At 72.5% G+C, this 19,309-nt stretch carries 14 protein-coding genes; 7 read left to right on the top strand and 7 right to left on the bottom strand.

Features of this window, described 5'->3' with window-relative positions:
* Nucleotides 1–257: 257 nt before the first annotated feature.
* Complete coding sequence (locus U8525_RS33100) at nucleotides 258–650, top strand: hypothetical protein (RefSeq protein WP_374270729.1); 393 nt, start codon at nucleotides 258–260, stop codon at nucleotides 648–650.
* 72 nt (nucleotides 651–722) lie between these two features.
* Here U8525_RS33100 and U8525_RS33095 read toward each other — a convergent pair whose 3' ends face one another.
* The 6 genes from U8525_RS33095 to U8525_RS33070 all read right to left on the bottom strand — a co-directional run bounded on the left by U8525_RS33095 (nucleotide 723) and on the right by U8525_RS33070 (nucleotide 12,947).
* Entirely contained in the window at nucleotides 723–4,034 is a 3,312-nt protein-coding gene (locus U8525_RS33095; protein ID WP_374270728.1) for a protein kinase, read from the bottom strand.
* Between the two features lie 4 nt (nucleotides 4,035–4,038).
* Nucleotides 4,039–4,866: a hypothetical protein gene (locus tag U8525_RS33090; protein ID WP_374270727.1), complete on the bottom strand. Its 828-nt coding sequence runs from the start codon at nucleotides 4,864–4,866 to the stop codon at nucleotides 4,039–4,041.
* 26 nt (nucleotides 4,867–4,892) lie between these two features.
* A complete protein-coding gene (locus tag U8525_RS33085; RefSeq protein ID WP_374270726.1) occupies nucleotides 4,893–7,475 on the bottom strand; it encodes a TonB-dependent receptor plug domain-containing protein in 2,583 nt (860 codons plus the stop codon).
* Between the two features lie 236 nt (nucleotides 7,476–7,711).
* Nucleotides 7,712–8,629, bottom strand: a complete 918-nt coding sequence (locus tag U8525_RS33080) for a PhnD/SsuA/transferrin family substrate-binding protein (protein WP_374270725.1) — start codon at nucleotides 8,627–8,629, stop codon at nucleotides 7,712–7,714.
* Nucleotides 8,626–11,139, bottom strand: coding sequence for a tetratricopeptide repeat protein (locus U8525_RS33075; RefSeq protein ID WP_374270724.1), 2,514 nt, complete (start codon nucleotides 11,137–11,139; stop codon nucleotides 8,626–8,628). Before U8525_RS33075 ends, U8525_RS33080 begins: the two co-directional genes overlap by 4 nt.
* An 8-nt stretch (nucleotides 11,140–11,147) precedes the next feature.
* Entirely contained in the window at nucleotides 11,148–12,947 is a 1,800-nt protein-coding gene (locus U8525_RS33070) for a PP2C family protein-serine/threonine phosphatase (RefSeq protein ID WP_374270723.1), read from the bottom strand.
* A gap of 345 nt (nucleotides 12,948–13,292) precedes the next feature.
* Here U8525_RS33070 and U8525_RS33065 point away from each other — a divergent pair, with 345 nt between their 5' ends.
* The 3 genes from U8525_RS33065 (at nucleotide 13,293) to U8525_RS33055 (ending at nucleotide 15,941) form a co-directional block, all read left to right on the top strand.
* Complete coding sequence (locus tag U8525_RS33065) at nucleotides 13,293–14,300, top strand: thiamine pyrophosphate-dependent dehydrogenase E1 component subunit alpha (protein WP_374270722.1); 1,008 nt, start codon at nucleotides 13,293–13,295, stop codon at nucleotides 14,298–14,300.
* Between the two features lie 2 nt (nucleotides 14,301–14,302).
* Nucleotides 14,303–15,358 (top strand): alpha-ketoacid dehydrogenase subunit beta, encoded by a 1,056-nt coding sequence (locus tag U8525_RS33060; RefSeq protein ID WP_374270721.1) that lies wholly within the window; start codon nucleotides 14,303–14,305, stop codon nucleotides 15,356–15,358.
* Between the two features lie 91 nt (nucleotides 15,359–15,449).
* Nucleotides 15,450–15,941, top strand: coding sequence for a GNAT family N-acetyltransferase (locus tag U8525_RS33055; RefSeq protein WP_374270720.1), 492 nt, complete (start codon nucleotides 15,450–15,452; stop codon nucleotides 15,939–15,941).
* 58 nt (nucleotides 15,942–15,999) lie between these two features.
* On the opposite strand, the gene U8525_RS33050 is transcribed toward U8525_RS33055, so the two are convergent.
* Nucleotides 16,000–16,356, bottom strand: a complete 357-nt coding sequence (locus U8525_RS33050) for a TIGR02266 family protein (RefSeq protein WP_374270719.1) — start codon at nucleotides 16,354–16,356, stop codon at nucleotides 16,000–16,002.
* A 127-nt stretch (nucleotides 16,357–16,483) separates the two neighbouring features.
* Here U8525_RS33050 and U8525_RS33045 point away from each other — a divergent pair, with 127 nt between their 5' ends.
* From U8525_RS33045 to U8525_RS33035, 3 genes are all read left to right on the top strand, one after another.
* Nucleotides 16,484–17,368 (top strand): hypothetical protein, encoded by an 885-nt coding sequence (locus U8525_RS33045; RefSeq protein ID WP_374270718.1) that lies wholly within the window; start codon nucleotides 16,484–16,486, stop codon nucleotides 17,366–17,368.
* Nucleotides 17,369–17,540: 172 nt separating this feature from the next.
* Nucleotides 17,541–18,845 (top strand): SGNH/GDSL hydrolase family protein, encoded by a 1,305-nt coding sequence (locus tag U8525_RS33040; protein ID WP_374270717.1) that lies wholly within the window; start codon nucleotides 17,541–17,543, stop codon nucleotides 18,843–18,845.
* A 98-nt stretch (nucleotides 18,846–18,943) separates the two neighbouring features.
* The gene (locus U8525_RS33035; protein WP_374270716.1) at nucleotides 18,944–19,297 is read left to right on the top strand and encodes a DUF2845 domain-containing protein; all 354 of its coding nucleotides are present in this window, start codon (nucleotides 18,944–18,946) and stop codon (nucleotides 19,295–19,297) included.
* Nucleotides 19,298–19,309: the final 12 nt, after the last annotated feature.

Genomic DNA, 19,309 nt, shown 5'->3' with positions numbered 1-19,309 from the left:
ACACCGGTCGAGGGCGCCAATCTCAGTCCCGAGGACGTAGCCCCAAGGCGAACACGGCGACCCTCTCCCGGTACCTTCCGGCCCCGCTCTATACCGGAACCGTCAGGCTGGTGGAGTTCATACAAGGGCGCGGGGCGTCTCCCGGATGACATGGAGCATCAACCCGAGGGCGACCGTTGACACCCGGGCGGTCCGTCCACGACGTTTCGCACGCGCTCGGGCACTGCTTGCCCGCGAAGAGACTGGAGCACGACAGGATGGGGCTCGCCGAACGTCAGGAACTGGCCGCGTTCAAGCAGGACACCTTGCCGCCGAAGGTGGCGGAGCTGAGGGAGGCCGCCAGCGGGGCGGACCTCCAGGTCACGCTCGACGAGGAGAGCTTCACCACGGTGGCCGCCATCCAGATGCTGTCCAATGGCATCTTCGACCGGCTCATCGACGACCTGAAGCTCGTCTGCCGCGATGACATCGGGAAGCAGGCCGTCCGGGAGGGCCTCCAGCGGCTGCACCTCGTTCACCAGGAGGCGCCGGGCTACGCGCTGGAGCTGAAGGACGGCACGCTCACCGTCCGGGCGAAGATGGACGGCTTCATCGGCGACGACCTGCCCGGCCACGGCAGCTACAAGGACTTCTTGTACAAGAAGCTGTAGGGCCGCGCGGCGCTCCGGGCCCGGGGGACACCGTGTCTGCGGCGGCCCCCAGCCCGTGTCATTCCGTCCGGCTCAGGGCACGTCCAGCGCGACGCCCTGTCCGGGCACGGCCATCACCCAGCGGACGACGTCCGGCTTGCCGCCGCAGGAGACGCGCACCTCGAACTCGCGCCCCGCGGGCAGCGGGCTGGCCAGCGGCGTCTGGCCCTGGAGCACCTGCGCGCCCAGCGCCACGCGGCAGCCCTGGGCGCCGGTGACGCTGAGCGTGCCCCGGGCATCCGCCTGGGGCGCGGCGTCCGCGAGCGTGCGCAGGTCGATGTGCTCGGACCTCGGCACCTTGCCGAAGCGGTGCAGCTTGCCGTCCACGGCGGTGGAGACGAGCCACCCCGACGGGTCCTCCGGCAGGCGGGTGTCCGGGTCCAGCAGGACGCCGGACACGTAGACGCGCTCGCCCTCCTGGGCGTTGCGCACCTCCACGCCGCCCCCGGGCAGGAGGAACACCAGCGCGAGCCCCGCGACCACCAGGCCCACGCCGCCCGCGATGAGCCCCTTGCGCTGTCCGGGCGTGAGGCCCCTCCCAGGCGCGCCGGCGGCGGGCGCCGGGGCGGCGGGCGCCACCGCGTGGACGGGAGCCGGCGGCGCGGCCACGGGCGCCACCGGAGGCCGCGCGGGGGTCGCCACGGGGGCGGTCACCGGAGGCGGCGGCGGGGCCACGGGCGGAGGCGGCGCGGACACGGGCGGCGGATGGGCCGCGCCGTAGGCCGCGTGGGTGCCCGTGGGCGGCGAGGCCACCGGCTGGGACGCGGGGGAAGCCGCGTATTGCGCGTGGGTCCCCCCCTGCCGCGCGGGCGCGGGGGGCTGCGGGGCCACGGTCACGGGCGCGACGGAGGGCACCGACACCGACGGGCGCTGCGGCGGAGGCCCCACGCGCGTGGGCAGGTTGGCGGCGGCCGCCGGGCGCACGGCGGTGGGGGGCGGCAGCGGCGACGCGGGCGGGGCCGCGGCCGGGCGCGACGGGCGGGGCGCGGGCGCGGCGACGGGCGGGGCCACCGGCGGCGGCACGGCCGGGGGACGCATGGGGTCGGCGACGGAGACGACCTCGGTGCCGCGATCCGCGGGCTCCGGCGGGGCGGCCACCGGGGGCGGCTCCATCCGGGGCAGGCTGCCGGAACCGCCGCGCACGGGCGGCCGGGACAGGTCCGACGGCGCCCGCATGTCGCTGCCGGAGCCCGTCCCCAGGTTGCGCGAGTGCGAGCCCGTCCCCGGCATCAGCGCCCGGGGGTTGGAGCCCGTCCCCGAGCCGGCGATGGACGACGGCGCGTACTCGGAGAGCCGGTCGCCCAGCGCCTCCTTGAAGAACTGCGCCACCGACGCCGGCGACGAGGACAGCCGGTGGTGCGCGATGACGGCTTCGATCTCCTCGCGCATCGCCGCCGCGGAGGGCGTGCGCCGCGCGGGGTCCTTCACCAGCGCGCGCAGGATGAGGTCCGACACGTCCTGCGGGATGTGGGGCCGCAGCTGCGAGGGCACCGGCGCGGGCTCGCGCACGATGGCCGCGAGCGTGGCCGCGTCGTGGTCGCGGCGGAACGGCAGCTGGCCGGTGAGCAGCTCGAAGAGCACCACGCCCAGCGCGAACACGTCGTTGCGCCAGTCCAGCGGGCGGCCGCTGGCGGCCTCCGGGGAGAGGTACGAGATCTTCCCCTTGATGACGCCCGCCTGCGTGTGCTCCTCGCCCTGCACCTTGGCGATGCCGAAGTCCGACAGCTTGATGGCGCCGTCCAGCGACACCAGCACGTTGTGGGGGCTGACGTCGCGGTGCACCACCGGGTGCGCCGTGCCGGACGGGTCCACGTAGCTGTGCGCGTAGTGCAGGCCCGCGGCCACCTCCGCCACGATGCGCAGCGCGTGCTCCAGCGGCAGCGCCATGCCCTTGCGGCGCAGCTCCGTGATGAGGCGCTTCAGGTCCGGGCCGCGCACGTACTCCATCAGGATGTACGCCACGCCGTCCGTCACGCCCACGTCGAAGGTCTGGACGATGTTGGGGTGCGTGAGGCGCGCGTTGGCGCGGGCCTCCGCGAAGAGCATGTCGACGAACTCAGGATTCTCCGCGAACTGCGCGAGAATCTTCTTCATCACGACGAACTTCTCGAAGCCCTTCACGCCCTGCTGCTTGGCGAGGAAGACCTCCGCCATGCCGCCCTGCCCCAGCCGGCGGATGATCTGCAGCCGCGCGCCGCTGGTGTGCGTGTCCGTGGCCGACGTGCCCCGGGAGCCGGGGTCCTGGTTGGTGGAGCCGAAGAGGTACTGGCTGAGGGCGCGCTGCTCCAGCGCCTCGATGTCGTCCAGCGGCTTGTCGGTGAGGGGCGTGCGCGCGAGCAGCCCCTGGAACTGCGAGAGCGCCGGGGCCCGGGCGGTGCCGCCGCAGACGGGGCACACGCGCTCCATGGTGCCCTTGGCGCGCAGGACCTCCAGGTACTCCGAGGTCTGGATGCGCTGGTGGGTGACCTGGCCGCAGTTGCGGCAGTCGCACGGCAGCCACAGCGTGGCCAGCTTCGCCGGCAGCGCCTTGGTGGACTTCGCCAGGACGCTCAACAGCGGCGGCGGCACGCGGCAGAGCACCACCTGGGCGCCCTGGGACGCCACCTCCAGCACCTGCTCGATGCGCGGCAGCGCCTCCGGCTCCACCACGCTCACGTGGCAGCAGTCGAACGCGACGCGCCCCTCCAGGCCGGACGCCAGCCGGCGCACGTTGAGGTCGCCCTTGAGCGTGCTGGCCAGGGTGATGAAGGTGATGTCGTCCTGGATGATCTTCAGGTGCGACGCCAGCTCGGACGGCTCGGACGGGATGCCGGAGCGCAGGTAGCGCAGCACCGCCGGGTCCACCGCGGAGAACTGCTGGCGGCGCGCGAAGTCGAAGAACTCCGTGGGCTCGTCCGCGAACTCCAGCGGCTGGGCGCACACCGGGCACTGGTGCGGCGGGGCCCCGCCCTGCTCCAGCACCTTCGCCTCCTCCACCAGGCGCACCAGCCGCAGCCGGTCCTCCTTGCAGAAGCGGCACGTGTACGGCGCCAGCATGGAGAGCACGCGCGCGACGCCCGCGAAGCCCTCCACCATGTTGAGCTGATCCACCACCACCGGCGGCGCGTTGACGACGTACAGCCCCGACACGCCCTGCGGCGGGTGGCCGGCGAACTCGATCCACCGGCGCACGCCGAAGGAGCTGATCCGCTCCACCAGGCCCAGGTCCACCACCACCAGGCCCTGGATGCCCTTGGAGGTGGGCGTGAGGGGGAAGGTTTCGTCGATCACCCCGGCCACGCGCACGTGGGTCAGACTGCCCACGCGCAGGGAGGTGATGCTGGCATTGGAAGTTTGGCTCTCCACCCGCCTACCCTCGTTCCAGACAGAACAGCAGCGACTTGGGCTGCGCGGCCCGGCGGCGCGCATCCCCCAGGTCCACCGCACAGGCGAACTGGGTCCGCTTCCCCGGCGTCACCCTCACGGCGACCGCGTCGCTGTGCTCCAGGATGCGCCGCAGCCCCAGGCCCGCGCCACCTCCCGAAGCATCCACCTGCGCCTTCTCACCCCACGCCTTCACCACCCGCACCAGCGGTGACACCGACATGCGGCCGAAGCGGTCCGTCGCCTCCAGCCACGCGCGGCCCTCCGCCACCGCCCAGGACACCAGGCAGCGGTCCTCCTCCTCCACCGCCTGCACCTGCCCTCGCCGGTGGGCGTACTTCGGCGCACCGCTTGCGTCCACCGGCGCGTCCAGCAGGGCGTTCACCCCAATCTCATGGACGACATCCGCCACCCGGCTGGCCGCGGCCTTGGAGCCTCCGGCCCGGAGGACGGCCTCGGCCGCGCGCTCGCCCAGGGCCGTCACCTCCGCCACGCTGCCCAGCCACGCGACGGACGTGGCGACCTCCTGGGGAATCAGCGGCTCGCCGCGCAGCAGCGCGCCCAGGAGCCGCGCCTCCCAGGCGGACGGCTGGCCCGCCTCGCCGCGCGTGGCCAGCAGCAGCGCCGGGGGCTGGCGCTCCAGGAGCGCGGCGTGGGCGGGGGTGAACCGCCCGTCGAGCAGCACCAGGTGCGGCGCCGCGTCGTCACCGCGCCCCAACTGCAGGCCGTCACGGGCAAGCACTCCGGAGGCCCGCTCCAGCGCCTCCGGGGTGAGCGTCGTGTCCGGCGTCAACTTCAGGGGAGCATCCTTCACGGCGGCGGCGGTATCCAAACAAGGCCCTAGTAGTGGAGCCGGACTTCGGTGAAGACGCCCAGCGGCGGGGCGGGGAAGCCGTGGGACTCCTCGTACTTCGCGTTGAAGAGGTTCGTACCCAGCAGGGACACCGCCACGCGCTCGTGGACGTTGAAGCCCACGCGCGCGGTCGCGGTGATGTAGCTGGGCAGCTTCACGCGGGTGGCGGTGCCGGCGTTCTCGTCCACCTCGAAGCCCGGATCATACCGGGCGCCCACGAACAGGCCGTACAGCTCCACGAAGGCGAACTTGCCGATGTTGGTGCGGCCGCGCAGGTAGACGCGGTGGCTGGGCGCGTAGTCCAGCGGGTAGCTGGCCCCGCCGCCCACCGGCAGCGCCTGGGCGTCCAGGAACTGGTAGGCCACGTCGAACGAGGAGTTGAGGGACGGCACCTGCGCCGCGGCCTCCGCCTCGAAGCCCGCCACGCGCGCGTCGCCCAGGTTCTGGAACTGGGACGTGGAGCCGAAGAGGAGCTCCTGGTTGATGAAGTTGCGAGCGCGGTTGTAGAAGCCCGTTCCCGTCAGGCGCACCTTGCGGTCGAAGGGCCAGAAGTCCACCGCCGCCTCCACCGTGTCCAGCGTCTCCGCGCGCAGGGCCGGGTTGCCGAGCAGCGTCGCGGCGTACATCTGCTGGTTGATGGCCAGCTCCGCCAGCGTGGGCGCGCGGAAGGCGCGGCCGTAGTTGGTGCGCAGCGTGAGCAGCTCCGGGATGGCGTGGAACACGACGCTGGCGCGCGGGGAGATCTGATCCGTGCGCTCGGACCAGACCTTGGAGGGGATCTGGTAGTTGTCGTAGCGGGCGCCGCCGCCCACCACCAGCCGCTCCGTGATGCGGTACTCGGCGTCCACGAAGCCGCCCAGGATGGTCTGCTTCGTGTCATCCAGCGTCAGCCCGGGGAGGACGTTCTGGTTGTTCACCTGGTCGGCCTTGATGTCGCCGCCGACGGTGACGGACAGCTTGTCCAGGGAGAACAGCGCGCGCGCCTCGCCGCCCAGGCGGCTGCGCTTGCCGAGCGTGTCCTCCAGGGCGCCGGTGATCTCGTTCTCCAGCGTCACGTTGCGGCGCTTGAAGAACGCGTAGCCCTGGGCGAACACGCGCACGTTGTCCGTCACCTGCTGATCCAGTTGCAGGGCGGCGTTGAGGTTCTGGACGTGCTCGTTGTCCTGCGCGGTGTAGTGGCAGCGGCCGCAGTTGCCCACGGTGGAGATGTTCTGACCGCCGGGCCGGCCGATGTTGCCGTCGGTGAAGTCCGCGTCGAGCGCCAGGGGGCCCACGCGGACCTTGCCGTTCACCTGGTGGACCAGCGAGTCCTCGTTGGTGTCCGTCTGGTTGAGCTGCGGGTTGTTGAAGAGCTGCGGGCCGTCCGAGCCGAAGCCGTAGTAGCCGAGCAGCGCCTCCACCGGGCCGCCGCGGCCGGCGACGTTGGTCTGGAGGCGCCAGGTCTTGTCCTGGCCGGCGAGGATGCGCGCGTCCGCGCCCACGTTCTGGCCCTTGGCGATGAGGTCCGAGGGCTGGCGCTCGATGATGTTGATGACGCCGCTGAAGGCGTTGGAGCCGTAGAGCGACGAACCCGGGCCGCGGATGACCTCCACCTGCTTCAGGTTGGTGAGCGGCGTCGTCTCATCCGCGTAGAACTGGCCCGTCCAGGGGTCCGTCAGCGGACGGCCGTCCTTGAGGAGCAGGAGGCGGTTGGACAGGTAGTTGGAGCCCAGGCCGCGCGCGCTCACCGCCGCCTTGCGCATGGAGCCCCGACGGCACTCCATGCCGGGGAAGTACTGGATGGCCTCGCAGAGCGAGAACTGGCCGGTGCCCTCCAGCTCCTCCGCCGGGATCCAGGACACCGTGAGGGGCACGTCCGAGATGCGCTGGCTGCGCTTGGACGCCGTGGTGACGACGGCCTCGCTCAGCGCCATGTTGATGTTCTTCTCCAGGTCGTCGCCCCCGCCCAGGTCCGGGCCGTCCAGGCCGGAGAGGCTGGAGGGCGGCGGCAGCGCGCGGTCCGGGGTGGGCTCCGTGAAGGGCGCGCGGTCCGGGACGTTGTCCGCCGCGCGCGGCGGCGACGACGGCAGCAGCGCGCCGGCCCCCAGCGCGGGCTCGGGCTGCGGGTTGGACGGGATGTCCGTGGTCAGCGGCCCGTCATATGGCGACGGGGTGGCGGGAGGGGGCACGGGGAGCGGATCCGCCACGGACGGACCGGGGCCGGCCAGCGGGGGCGGCGGCGCCGTGGGCGGCTCGGTGGCGAGCGCGGGCTCCTGGGGCGCGACGGGCTCCTCCGTCGGCTCGGGCGTCGGCTCCTCCGGCGGAGGCGGCGTCTTGCCCCGGCGCGTCTTCGCGGTCCGCGGCGGCTTCGTTCCCGGCGCGGCCGGCTTCACCCCGGTGGCCGCGCGCTTGCGAGGGGCCTTGGTCCGGGTCTTGGAGGTGGGCTCCTGGGCCTCCTGGGCCCGGGCCGTCTCCACCGTGAACAGGGACAGGGCGCAGACCACCAGGGTGAGGCATGCGCGCGCGCCCAGCCGACCGGCAAACCCCTTCACCGCGTTGGTGCGCGGCCCACCGTACTCAGTCGAGTCCATCGTTCTCAATTCCACGAGGGGGAAGCAGGGATGTCCGCGGTCCTAGCGCCAGGATCCAGAGCCGGTGCGACTGGCAATCGTCCAGCAGGTCGAGTTTCCACCCCTGAACGGTGGCGTTCCGCTCGACTTCTCAAATTACCGCAATAACTCGCCTAAGGCCAAGTCATGGCTGTCGATCCCGCTGAAACACGCGCACGGCGACGGGGGCGCCGTGCGCGGATCACCCCACGGCGCAATCAGTCATCCGGCTGTTCGGCGGAGACGGCCAGGTCGTCCGCGAACGGCGGCAGGGCGGGACCCAGCGACTCGGACCGGACCAGCACGGGCGTCTCCACGTGCAGGTCGGGCGCGTCCACGAGGACGGGCTGACGGCGCGGGGGGCCCTGGGTGACGAGCTTGCGGAAGTCGTCGAACTCGCGGCCCTGGATGCGGGCGAAGGCGTCGAACGGGGCGACCGCACCCACGGAGGACAGGGACTGGGACAACGCGTCTCCCCCGCCCTTCAGCTCCACCAGCACGGCGCCGGGCACCCGGGTGCTCCTGAAGAGGACCCGCGCGTCCCTGGGCACGTGCGACACGGGCACGAGCGCGGCCTCCGCGCCCCTGGCCTCCAGCATCTTCACCGCCGACTCCACGTTGGGCACCGGCACCAGCTTGAAGTGCTTCTGGGCGTCCAGGTCGCCGCCGAGCACGACGTGGGAGACGAACTTGGGGTCCGAGGGGCCCGCGCCCTTGACCACCGCCATGCGCTTGCCGGCGAGGTCCTTCACGGTGCCCTTCTGGCTGGAGATGATGGCCCAGCGCTGCTGCGTCTCGCCGGCGCGCGGCGCGTACGCCACCGGCTGCGCCTTGGCGCCCAGTTGCACCGCGGCCCAGCCGTCCACCACGGCGAAGTCGATCTGCCCCTCCCCCACCGCCCTGGCGAAGTCCTCGTAGCGGCCGAAGCTCTTGCCGGCGACGGGGCGGCCCAGGCTGGCCTCCAGCTTCTGGGCGAGCGCCTCCGCGTACTGGAAGCGCTCCTGGCCGTCCGACAGCGTGGTGGCGAGGAACACGCCCAGCGTGGCCTTCTTCGGCGCGGCGGACGCGGGGATGGCGACGAACAGCACGGCGGCGAGCAGGACGCTCCACCGCGCGACAAGGGATGGCGTCTTCACGGCGTCTCCTCCGCGACCCCGGTGGCCGGCGTGGCGCCCTGCGCGTCACCCAGTCCATAGAGGCCCTGCAGGCGGTCCTTCCATTCACGCACCTGGGCGGCCCGGGCTCCCGAGCCGGACGCCAGGTAGCGGCGCCAGGCGTCCACGGCCTCGGCGGGCTCATGCCGGCGCTCCTGCGCGTCGATGCCCAGGTTGAGCGAGGCCACGGGCACGGCCGTCTCCAGGCGCTTCCACGTGGCCAGCGCCGACGCGGTGTCGCCCTGGCGCCAGTCCACGCACGCCAGGTTGTGCTGCACCAGCACGTCGTCGGGGGTCGCGGCGAGCGCGGCCTTCAGCGCCTTCTGCGACGCCTTCATGTTGCCGGAGGCGTAGGCCAGGGCCGCCTCGCGCCGCAGCAGCGCGCCGGTGAAGTGGCCCATCCACTTCGGCTGCCCGGGCATGGGCTTCTTCTGGGCGGCGGCGAGCAGCCTGCGCGCGGGCGCCACCTTGCCCTGGCGGTAGAGCACGAACGCGTCCGCGAGCGTGCGCGTGTTGGGCCACGCCCAGTCCGGCGCCGGCGTGAGGGCGCGCTTGATGCCCGCGGAGGCCTCCGCGAACCGCCCCTCCTCGGCGCGCGCGAGCGCCCGCGCGAAGGCGGCCAGCTTCGCCAGGTCCGTGCCCTTGCCGGTGCCCAGGCGCTCCACCGCGTCCAGGTCCCGGTTCGCCGCGGCCGCGTCGCCCGCCTCCAGCTTCGCCAGGGCGCGGCGCACCAGCACGCGGGGCAGGTTCGCCTCCGCCACCTTCGCCGCCGTCTTGGAGGGCCCCGCGTCCGTCAGCCGCTGCACGGCGGCGTCCACCTGGCCCAGCTCCACCTCCGCGAGCGCGGCGCCCGCGGACGCCTCCGCGCGCTGATCCGGCTCCTGCGTGGACTCGCCGGACTGGGTGAAGGCGGCGAGCGCGGCCTGCGCGTCGCCGCTGCCCAGCCGCGCGTAGCCCAGCAGCAGGTGCTCGCGCCAGGTCGCGCCCGGCAGCGTCACCGCGCCCTCCATCACCTTGCGGGCCTCCGCGAACTGGTGGCTGTCCAGGAGCGCCGCGCCCAGCCGGCGGGCCATGGGCACCGTGCGGTCCAGGTCATACGCGCGGCGCAGGTCGCGCACGGCGTCGTCCAGGCGCTGGGTGCCGGCGCGGTCTCGCGCGCGGTGGGCCAGCGCCTGCGCCTGCCACTGCTTCGCGCCGGGGTGGCCGGGCTCCACCTGGAGCGCGCTGCCGTAGTCCTCGATGGCCTGATCCCACTGGCCGGTGGCGAAGTGGTCCGCGCCCAGCAGCATCCAGCCCAGCGCCTGACGCGGGGCCATCTCCACCACGCGCCGGTGCACCTCCACCGCGCGCTGGAAGCGGCCGGCGCGGCGGTTGACGGAGCCCAGCGTCGCCCACAGCTCCAGGCTGCCGCCGCCCGACTTCACCGCCGACTCCAGGAACTGGATGGCCTCTTCATGACGGGCCTGCGCCTGGAGCGCCTTGCCCACGGCGATCTGCCCCATCAGCAGGCCCGGCTGCAGCGCCAGCACCTTGCGGAACTCGGCCTCCGCCTGCGCGGGCTGCTTCTGCGCGAGCCGCACGTCGCCCAAGAGCAGGTGCGCGGCGGGCGTGGAGCCCAGCTTCATCAGGGCGGTGGCCTGGAGGTCCGCGCGCGGCACGTCGCCCGCGGCGAGGTACAGGCGCGCGAGGCGCTCCTTCGGCTCCGCCACCTGCGGGAACTTCGTCACCAGCCGCTCGAGGAGCGCGCGGGCCTCGGCCCCCCGCCCCTCCAGCTCCATCACCGCCGCGAGCCCGATCTGCGCGGTCGCGGACTCCGGCCGGCCGGCCTGCGCCTTCTCGAACGAGGCGCGCGCGGCGGCGGCGTCCCGGCGGAGGAGGTGCGCCTTGCCCAGCAGCTCGTGGATCTGGAAGTCGTTGCCCGCGAGCCGCTCCGGGCGCAGCGCCAGGTAGCGCTGCAGCCGCGTCACGGCCCGGTTCCCGTCCTGGACGTACAGGTAGTAGCTGGCCAGGTAGTAGTGGACGATGAGGTGGTCCGGCTGATCCGCGGCGGCCACCTGCTCCAGCACCGGGACCGCCTCCTGGAAGCGGCGCAGCTTGAAGTACGCGGTGCCCAGCGGGTACGCGAGCGACAGCTCCGACGGGTGCTGCGCGAACACGGGCTGGAGGCGCGTGGCCGTGCGCTGGAAGTCCTGGAGCGCGTTGGCGGCGCTGCCCAGGCCCGCGGCGGCGGTGACGGACAGCGGGTCCTGGGCGAGCGCCTGCTCGAAGAGCTGGAGCGCCTTCTTGAACTTCTCGTCCGCCTCCTTCTTGTCGCCCTTGGCGGCGGCGGCGTTGGCGGACACGAGCGCCTGTTCCCCCTGCTCCGTCATGCGCTGCGCCTCGGTGGCGGGCGGGGGGCGGAACTGGGCGAGCGCCGTCGGCGGGCCGGACAGGGCGGCCAGCAGGACGAGCGCGGAGGAGACGCGGCGCGGGGAGCGGAGGAATGGGCGCATGCGGTTCATCACGGCGTGGGGGCGGGGCTGAATTCGGCGACGATGACGGTGATGTCGTCGCGCTGGGGCTGACCGGCGCTGTACGCGCGCACGTCCGCGAGGAGCGCGTCGCGCAGGGCGTCGGCGGGGAGGTGGGCGTGGGCCTGGATGGCGGCGGCCAGCCGCTGCGTCCCGTAGAGGCGGTTGGCGCCGTCGCGCGCCTCGGTGAGGCCGTCCGTGTACCAGACGATGATGTCGCCGGGGCTCAGCTGCGCCTGGCGCGACGTGAACTGCGAGGCCACGTTCGCGCCCAGGAGCGGACCGCGCGCCGGCAAGGACGCCATCTGCCGCGTGTTCCGGTTGTAGACGGCCGCCGCCGGGTGCGCGCCCGCCGCGTAGTCGATCTGGCCGCTGTAGACGTCGATGACCGCGAGCGCGCTGGACATCTGGTGCTCGCCGCGGCCCACGTTGGCCAGCGTCACGTTGAGCGCGGTGATGAGCATCTGCGCGTGCACCTGCGACGGCTCGCGCAGCGTCATGGCGGACGCGAAGCCGCTGGTGGCGCTGGTGGCGACCAGCGACGTGGACAGGCCGTGGCCCGTCACGTCCCCGATGCCGATGACCACCCGCCGGTCATCCAGCGCGGCGCGGAACCACCAGTCGCCGCCGCAGGCGTCCGCGGGCACCACGAGCCCCGCCAGCCGCAAGGGGCCCACCGTCACGGCCTCGCGGCCCGGGAGCAGCGTCTCCTGCACCGTGCGCGCGAGCGAGACCTCGCGCTCCAGCTGCGCCTTGGCGCGCACGTCCTCCAGGAGGACCTTGATGCGCTCCGCCATGTGGTTGAACACCACGCCCAGCGTCGTCACCTCGCGGCCCGCGCCCGGCGCCGTGCCCGCGCGGGCGCCCAGGTCACCGGCGGCCAGCTGCATCACGCGGTGGGTGAGCACGCCCAGCGGCTTGGTGATGCGGCGGCTCTGGAAGGCCGCCAGCACGCCGGCCAGCACCACGAAGCCCACGCCCAACCCCACGATGCGCAGCGTGTTGGCGCGCACGGCGGCGCGGTTGGTCTCCTCCAGCTCGTGCAGCTGCTTCTGCAGGTCCTCCAGCGAGTAGCTGATGACGACCACGCCCTTGCCGCCCTGCGAGCCGTAGTCGAGCGGCTCCTGGAACTCGAAGACGGGCTGGCCCTGGAAGAAGGCGCTGGCCCAGCGGCGCTCCGCGGTGCGGCCTCCGGAGGCCTCGCCCAGCTTGGCGTTGGGGTCGCTGTCCGCCACCAGCTGCCCATCCGCGTCGTACATCTGCACGCGCAGGATGTTGCGGTTGTCCGCGATGATGGAGCGCGCCACCTCCGTGAGGAACGCGTAGTTGTTGTCGCGCAGGCTGGTGGCGGAGGTGAGCGCCAGCGTGTGGCTCACCGTCTGCCCCAGCTCACGCGCCTGGGACTGGAGCCGCTGCGTGAAGCGGTCCGAGGTCGCGGTGAGCTGCGCCTCCGTCGTCTTCGCGGACAGCGCGGCCAGGAGGCCCACGATGATGACGACCAGCGCCCCCGTGGTGAGCAGCAGCAGCTGATCCAGCCGCATCCCGCGGATGGCCGCCACGTTGGGCAGCTCGCCGGCCTCCATGGGCGCGATGACCGTGCTGGTGGGCTCCGAGGCCGGCAGCCCCACCGCCCCGGTCAGCCGGGTCGCCGTGTGATCCCCGCGCAGGGCGGTGAGCTCCCGGGAGTGGGTGCCCGTGTACTCCGGCGGAGGAGGCGGGGTGCCGGGCGCCGCATCGGACGCATCGGGAGGTTCGGCTACGGGGTCGAGGCGCGTGTTCGTACGGGACAAAGGCACACCTGGGGGAGCCCGCGTGGAAACGCGGTCGGGGCGGGGCGGACTCTATCGCACTTCCTGATTGACGCGAGGAGACCACCTGTCGGGCTATTCCCAGGGGGGTGCCCCCTCCCCCGGCCCCCCAGCGTCCGTGCGATCAGCCCGGACTCGGAGCGCCCGTGACACGACCGGAACACAGCCCATGACGCGGCATGAATGAGTTGCGCTCATTGCCGCGTCGCGCCACCCGGGCCCCCAAACGGCCGTGGCGAACACCCCTGACGTCAGGGTCCTTGAGCCTTGAGGCCCCGTTCGGAGTATAGGGGCGTCCCTTTCCTTTCCCTTCGAGGTCCTCCGCCCGTGTCACGGCCCCGGTTGATCAAAGAGAACTCCGCGCCGCTCTCCCTGCCCCGAGAGCAGCTCATCCGCATCCATGACCTGATGGTGAAGGCGCGCGTCCTGGAGGAGCGCCTCATCCAGATGTACAAGCAGGGCCACGGCTACTTCTGGATCGGCGGTCCCGGCGAGGAGGCGTTCAACGTCTCCCTGGGCCTGCTGATGAAGGTCGGCGAGGGCCCGGCCTACGACTACCTGCACGCGCACTACCGCCAGTCCGCCACGCTGCTGGCCATGGGCGAGGAGCCCATCGGGGCGCTGCGGCAGATGAAGAACACGGCCACGGACCCCTACTCCGGCGGCCGCAACTTCGCGGGCCACTTCAGCCGGCGCTCGAAGAACATCGCGCCGGTGACGTCCCCCATCGAGGTGCAGTACGCCATCGCGCCGGGCACGGCCATGGCCCAGAAGCGCCACGGCGGCGAGGGCATCACCATCGTCACCGGCGGCGACGCGGGCACGGCCGAGGGCGACTTCGCCAGCTGCCTCATCTGGAGCAGCCGCCCAGCCAACCCGCTGCCCATCCTGATCATCGTCACCAACAACAAGTGGGGCATCAGCACCACGTCGGACGGCCAGCACGGCGAGACGAACATCAGCGACCGCGCGCGCGCCTTCAACATCCCGGCGAAGACCATCAACGGCAATGACCCCGTGGAGTCCTACCAGGAGCTCCAGGCCGCGATGGACTACGTGCGCAAGGAGCGCAAGCCGTACTTCATCGAGGCGCGGGTGTCGCGCCTGTACGGGCACTCGTCCGCGTCCGGCGCCAACTTCGTGAACGAGGAGCAGGACTGCCTGCGCCTGTTCGAGGCGCGGCTGGAGCAGGAGGGCGTCCTCGACCGCAAGCAGATGGACGAGGCGCGCAACCGCTACACGGAGGAGCTGGCCGCCGCGGCGCGCACCGTGCGCGACGAGCCGCAGCCCTCCGGCGACTCCATCTGGGACCACGTCTACGCGGAGAAGAAATAACCATGGCGAACATGGCACAGGCCATCCGCATGGCCCTGCACTACGCGGAAGAGAACCTGGGCGTCACCGACATCTTCGGCGAGGACGTGGGCGCCCCCCTGGGCGGCGTCTTCACCTGCACCCAGGGCCTGAAGACGGCGTGGAACAGCCCCCTGGACGAGCGCGGCATCATCGGCGCGGCCATGGGCCTGGCGATGGCGGGCAACCGCCCCGTCGCGGAGATCCAGTTCTGCGACTACATCTACAACACCATCGACCTGCTCAAGCTGGCGGGCAACACGCACTGGTCCACCAACGGGGACTGGGCCGTGCCCATGGTGGTGCGCACGCCCGTGGGCAGCGGCATCCGCGGGTCGCTGTACCACTCGCATTCCTTCGACGCGACGATGACGCACATCCCCGGCTGGAAGGTGGTGATGCCCTCCACGCCGCTGGACGCGTACGGCCTGCTCATCTCCGCGTGCCAGGACCTCAACCCCGTCATGTTCCTGGAGCCCAAGGCGCTGCTGCGCGTGAAGGGCGACGAGCGCATCCCCGGCGAGCCCGAGGATGACCGCGCGCTGTCGAAGATGATCGACGCGCCCCTGGGCGACCGCTCGCAGTGGAAGCCGCAGTGGCCCGCGCTGGAGGCGTTCGCCATCCCCATTGGCAAGGGCAAGCTCGTGCGCGAGGGCACCCAGGCCACGGTGGTCAGCTACGGCCGCACCATGCCCCTGTGCATCAAGGCCGCCGCGCAGCTGGCGGAGGAGGGACTGAGCGTGGAGGTCATCGACCTGCGCTCGCTCTGGCCGTACGACTGGGAGATGATCAAGGCCTCCGTCCAGAAGACGGGCCGCGTCCTCTTCGTCAACGAGGACACCGAGGTCACCAACTTCGGCGAGCACCTGGTCCGGCGCACCGTGGAGGAGCTGTTCTACTCGCTGCTCGCGCCGCCCCGGCTGGTGGCCGGCAAGTTCGTCCCGGGCATCGGCCTGGCGGACGCGCTGGAGATGGCGTCCGTGCCGCAGCAGAACGACATCACCACCGCCCTGCGCACGCTCTGCCGCGAGCAGCCGTAACGCACGGCGTTCCACCCACACCGTAGAAAGCCACGGGGGCCGCCGTTCCTCTTTGGAGGCCGGCGGCCCAGTCGTTAGAATCCCAACTTCCGTGTCCCAGCCCATCGTCCGCACCATGACCCCCGCCCCAGACGCCAACGCCTTCCGGATCCGCCGCGCGCGCCGCGGCGACGCCGAGGTCATGGCCCAGCTGCTGCGAGAGCTGGGCTATCCCCAGGGAACCGATCAGCAGACGGTGCACTGGGTGATCAGCCATCCCGAGATTGAGATCTTCGTCGCGGGCGATCCGCAGGACCGCGCGGTGGGCATGGTGTCCTTCTCCCACCGGCCGCAGCTGCGGCTGCGCGGGCGCGTGGCCACCGTGGACGAGCTCGTCGTGTCCGAGGGCTGGCGCCGCCGGGGCGTGGGCCGCGCGCTGCTCGCGCAGGTGGCGCAGCGCGGGAAGGTGCTGAGCGTGAAGCAGCTACAGCTCATCGCCCCCATCAACGTCACCGAGGAGACGCGCGCCTTCTACCGGGCGTGCGGGTACGTGGAGAGCGACTCCGGGGTGTTCCGCCACGCGGAGAGCGAGTCCCAGCGGTAGCGACAGGCCCGCCGCGAGGGCCCGGCGTCCTGGCCGGGCGCCTTCGCGGCGAGGCGCTTCAGCGCTTGAAGCTCGCGACCACGCGGCGCAGGCGCTCGTGGTCCTCTTCGCTCACGTCGACGAAGCGCACGCCGATGGCCTCCGCCTCGTCGCGCACCCAGGCCACGACGCCGGTGAGGTGGAACTCCTCCCCGTCGATGACCATGGCCAGCCGCACCTGCGCGCCCACGTCGTAGGACTTGCGCGTGCGCAGGCACAGGCCGCCCGCGGACAGGTTCAGCGAGTAGGCCCGCAGCGCGCGCGCCGCGTCCTCCATCTGCCCGAAGCGCACCTCGAACCGCGCCGCCACGCGCTCGTCGGCGCGACGATTCACATACGGGTCTGGCTCCACCGGCCCATCCAACTTCGTGTTCATGCGCACCCTGACCCCCTCGGTTCTCGAACCCGAAGTGTCGGCTGGTTTCCAGGCCCGGTTCAAGGGCCCCCGGACAACGGAATCGCTCGTGTAAGTCCCAGGCTACTTTGATGCCAGGAGTTTCCGGATGAGTGCACGTCTCGTGTTGTTGGGGGGAGCCCTGATGCTGGGGCTGTGGGTGGCGGGCTGCGATGACGGAGAGACTGTCCGCCCGCCAACGGATGGCGGAGCGACGCTGGACTCTGGCACGGATGCCGGAGATTCCGGGCCTTTCGATGCTGGCGATGGCGGCGGGAGCTCCGACTTCGCGTGCAACGTGCCGAAGCAGGCGGGCTGCGCGGCGGGCCAGGAGTGCCTGTACACGGACCTGGCGGATGGCGGCACGGGCAGCCAGTGCTTCGCGGGCGCGTGCGACGTGGTCCGCCAGGACTGCCCGTCCGGCCAGCGCTGCACCTACGTGGGGTTGGACGCCGGAGGCACCGAGCGCCAGTGCGTCGCCGCGGGCACCGCCACCGAGGGCGCGCCGTGCACGCTGGCCGAGTCGCCTCCGGGCCAGACGTATGACACGTGCGCGTCCGGCCTCTACTGCAAGGACGAGTCGCAGGGCGACGGCGGCACGGCCTTCTTCTGCCGCAAGCTGTGCCACGCGACGAGCGACTGCGGCTCGGGCGAGTGCAACACCGTGCTGCGGCTGGCCGGCACGCGCGAGCTGCCGCTGGTGTGCGGCCCGGCGTCCGCGCGGTGTGATCCATTCGCGCAGGACTGTGAGAGCCCGCTGGGCTGCTACCCGTCCGCCAACGGCCCGGTGTGCGCGGGCCAGGGGGCGCTGCCCGAGGGCGCCGCGTGCGACTTCAGCAACCAGTGTTCAGCAGGCAGCACCTGCGTGCTGACCGACGGCCGCGGCGCGTGCCGGACGCTGTGCCGCACGCCCGCGGGCTCGCCCGGCTGCGAGGACGGCGCGGCCTGCCGGGCCATCAACCAGAACGGCGACGTGGGCGCCTGCGTCCCATAGGGCACCGGATTGCCCATCCGAGGAAGCCCCCCGCCCGGAGTGACGAGCGCGCGGGTCCGCCAGGGCCCCGGCCCGCCACCGTGTGGGGTGCGCTCCGCGCCATCCGTGCCCGCCCTCGGGCTCCGGGGCCTGGCGCGCGCCATGAATCCCCGAGTCGCCACGAGGGGACATCGTGCACATCGTCGTCTTGCACCGGGAGGTCGTGGGCATGGGCTTGAGGAAGGCGCTGCGCTGGGGATGTTTCGGAGCCCTGGGGCTGATGGCGGGCTGCGGAGGCACGAACGACGGCGCGACGGACGAGCCAGCAAGCGCGGGCCACACCGACGCGGAGGTGACGACGCCCGCCGCGCCGGAGTCCGTGGAGGCCGCGCCCACGCTGACGCTGCATGACGGGCACCAGGTGCAGGCCTCGCCGCCCCTGGCGCCCCTCCCCACCCGCTTCCAGCCCGGCTTCCACCAGGCGCTGCGCCTCTCCAACAGCGTGGGGAGCGTCACCACCTACCGGCTGAAGGTGCCGGTGGGGCGCGCGGGCAGCCGCGTGCGCGTCACCTTCCGCTCCGGCGACGGCACCCTGACGCTACAGCGGGCCACCGTGGCGAAGGCGGGCGCCAGCGGCGCGCTGGCGTCCGCGCCCGTGTCGCTCACGTTCAACGGCAACGCCGGCTTCACCGCGAGCGCGCGCACCCTGGTGACGTCGGATCCGGTCGCGTTCCCGGTGGCGTTCCGCGACGAGCTGGCCCTCAGCTTCGAGGTGAAGGGGGCGGTGGCCCAGAGCGGGATCGACGCGTTCCCGGACAGCTGGATGAAGTCCGGCGCCTTCGCGACCACGCAGGGCGCGCTGGGCGGCCAGCCGTGGGAGAAGTCCCTGGGCGTGGCCACGGTGGACGTGGAGGGCGCGCCGGGGCGGGCCTTCGTGGCCATCGGCGACAGCATCACCGAGGGCTACATGGACACCTTCAACGACACGCGCGCCGCGTGGCCGGCCCTGGTGGAGAAGCAGCTGGGCGTGCCGGTGGTGAACTCGGGCGTGTCCGGACAGGGGTTCTGGGACGCGCACCTCCAGCTGCCGCAGGAGGTGCTGGCGCTCCAGGGCGTCACGGACTGCATCGTGCTCCTGGGCACCAACGACCTGGGCGCCGCCGACATGACGGTGGAGAAGCTGGAGCAGCGGATGACCCAGATCCTGGATCAGCTCCAGCCCATGTGCCGGCTGTGGGTGAGCACGCTGCTGCCCAAGGAGAAGACGAACGAGGGCAGCTACGACCTGGTGAAGACCCAGCGCCGCGAGTTCAACGATTGGCTCCGCAAGCTGACGCGCGCGGAGGTCATCGACCTGGAGGCGGTGATGCGCCAGCCGGGCAACGCGGACCTCTACAAGGACGGCCTGGAGGTGGACGGCATCCACCCCTCCGCCGAGGGGCACCAGGTCATGGCGAACGAGGTGGTCCGGGTCCTCAAGGAGAAGGGCGGCCTGTAGCGCCCGGCCGGCTGGAAAGCACCCGGAGGGGTTGAATAGGTTCGGGGCCGCTGCGTCCAGGCGGTGTTCCCAACCTTTCCTGCTTCCAGGAGCCTTCCATGCGCGCCCTTCCCGCGGCCCTCGTCGTCGCCTGCCTCGCCCTGCCCTCGCTCGCCCACGCGGCCTCACTGCGCTGCGACAACAAGCTCGTGTCCGAGGGCGCCTCACAGTCGGAGGCGGTCGCCAAGTGCGGCGAGCCCGTGTCGAAGCAGACCCGGTCGGAGCGCACGTCCAACAAGTCCCGGCAGGGCACGCGGAACCGGGGGCAGTACGGGGAGTCCTCCACGCAGGTGACGACGTCCTCGAGCGTGGAGGAGTGGACCTACAACTTCGGGCCCAACCGGCTGATGCAGATCGCCATCTTCCGCGACGGCCAGCTGGTGGACGTGCGCAGCGCCGGCTACGGCTACTGACGGCGCTCCCCT

This window comes from Corallococcus sp. RDP092CA, from assembly GCF_041903675.1.
GTDB lineage: Bacteria > Myxococcota > Myxococcia > Myxococcales > Myxococcaceae > Corallococcus.
This window is presented reverse-complemented; position numbering and strand designations above follow the sequence as displayed.

What these genes read in the sequence shown, in the direction of transcription:
- U8525_RS33100 (WP_374270729.1), top strand. Translation starts at nt 258, where the DNA reads ATGGGGCTCGCCGAACGTCAGGAACTGGCCGCGTTCAAGCAGGACACC.
- U8525_RS33085 (WP_374270726.1), bottom strand. Translation starts at nt 7,475, where the DNA reads ATGGACTCGACTGAGTACGGTGGGCCGCGCACCAACGCGGTGAAGGGG.
- U8525_RS33075 (WP_374270724.1), bottom strand. Translation starts at nt 11,139, where the DNA reads ATGCGCCCATTCCTCCGCTCCCCGCGCCGCGTCTCCTCCGCGCTCGTC.
- U8525_RS33060 (WP_374270721.1), top strand. Translation starts at nt 14,303, where the DNA reads ATGGCGAACATGGCACAGGCCATCCGCATGGCCCTGCACTACGCGGAA.
- U8525_RS33050 (WP_374270719.1), bottom strand. Translation starts at nt 16,356, where the DNA reads ATGAACACGAAGTTGGATGGGCCGGTGGAGCCAGACCCGTATGTGAAT.
- U8525_RS33045 (WP_374270718.1), top strand. Translation starts at nt 16,484, where the DNA reads ATGAGTGCACGTCTCGTGTTGTTGGGGGGAGCCCTGATGCTGGGGCTG.
- U8525_RS33035 (WP_374270716.1), top strand. Translation starts at nt 18,944, where the DNA reads ATGCGCGCCCTTCCCGCGGCCCTCGTCGTCGCCTGCCTCGCCCTGCCC.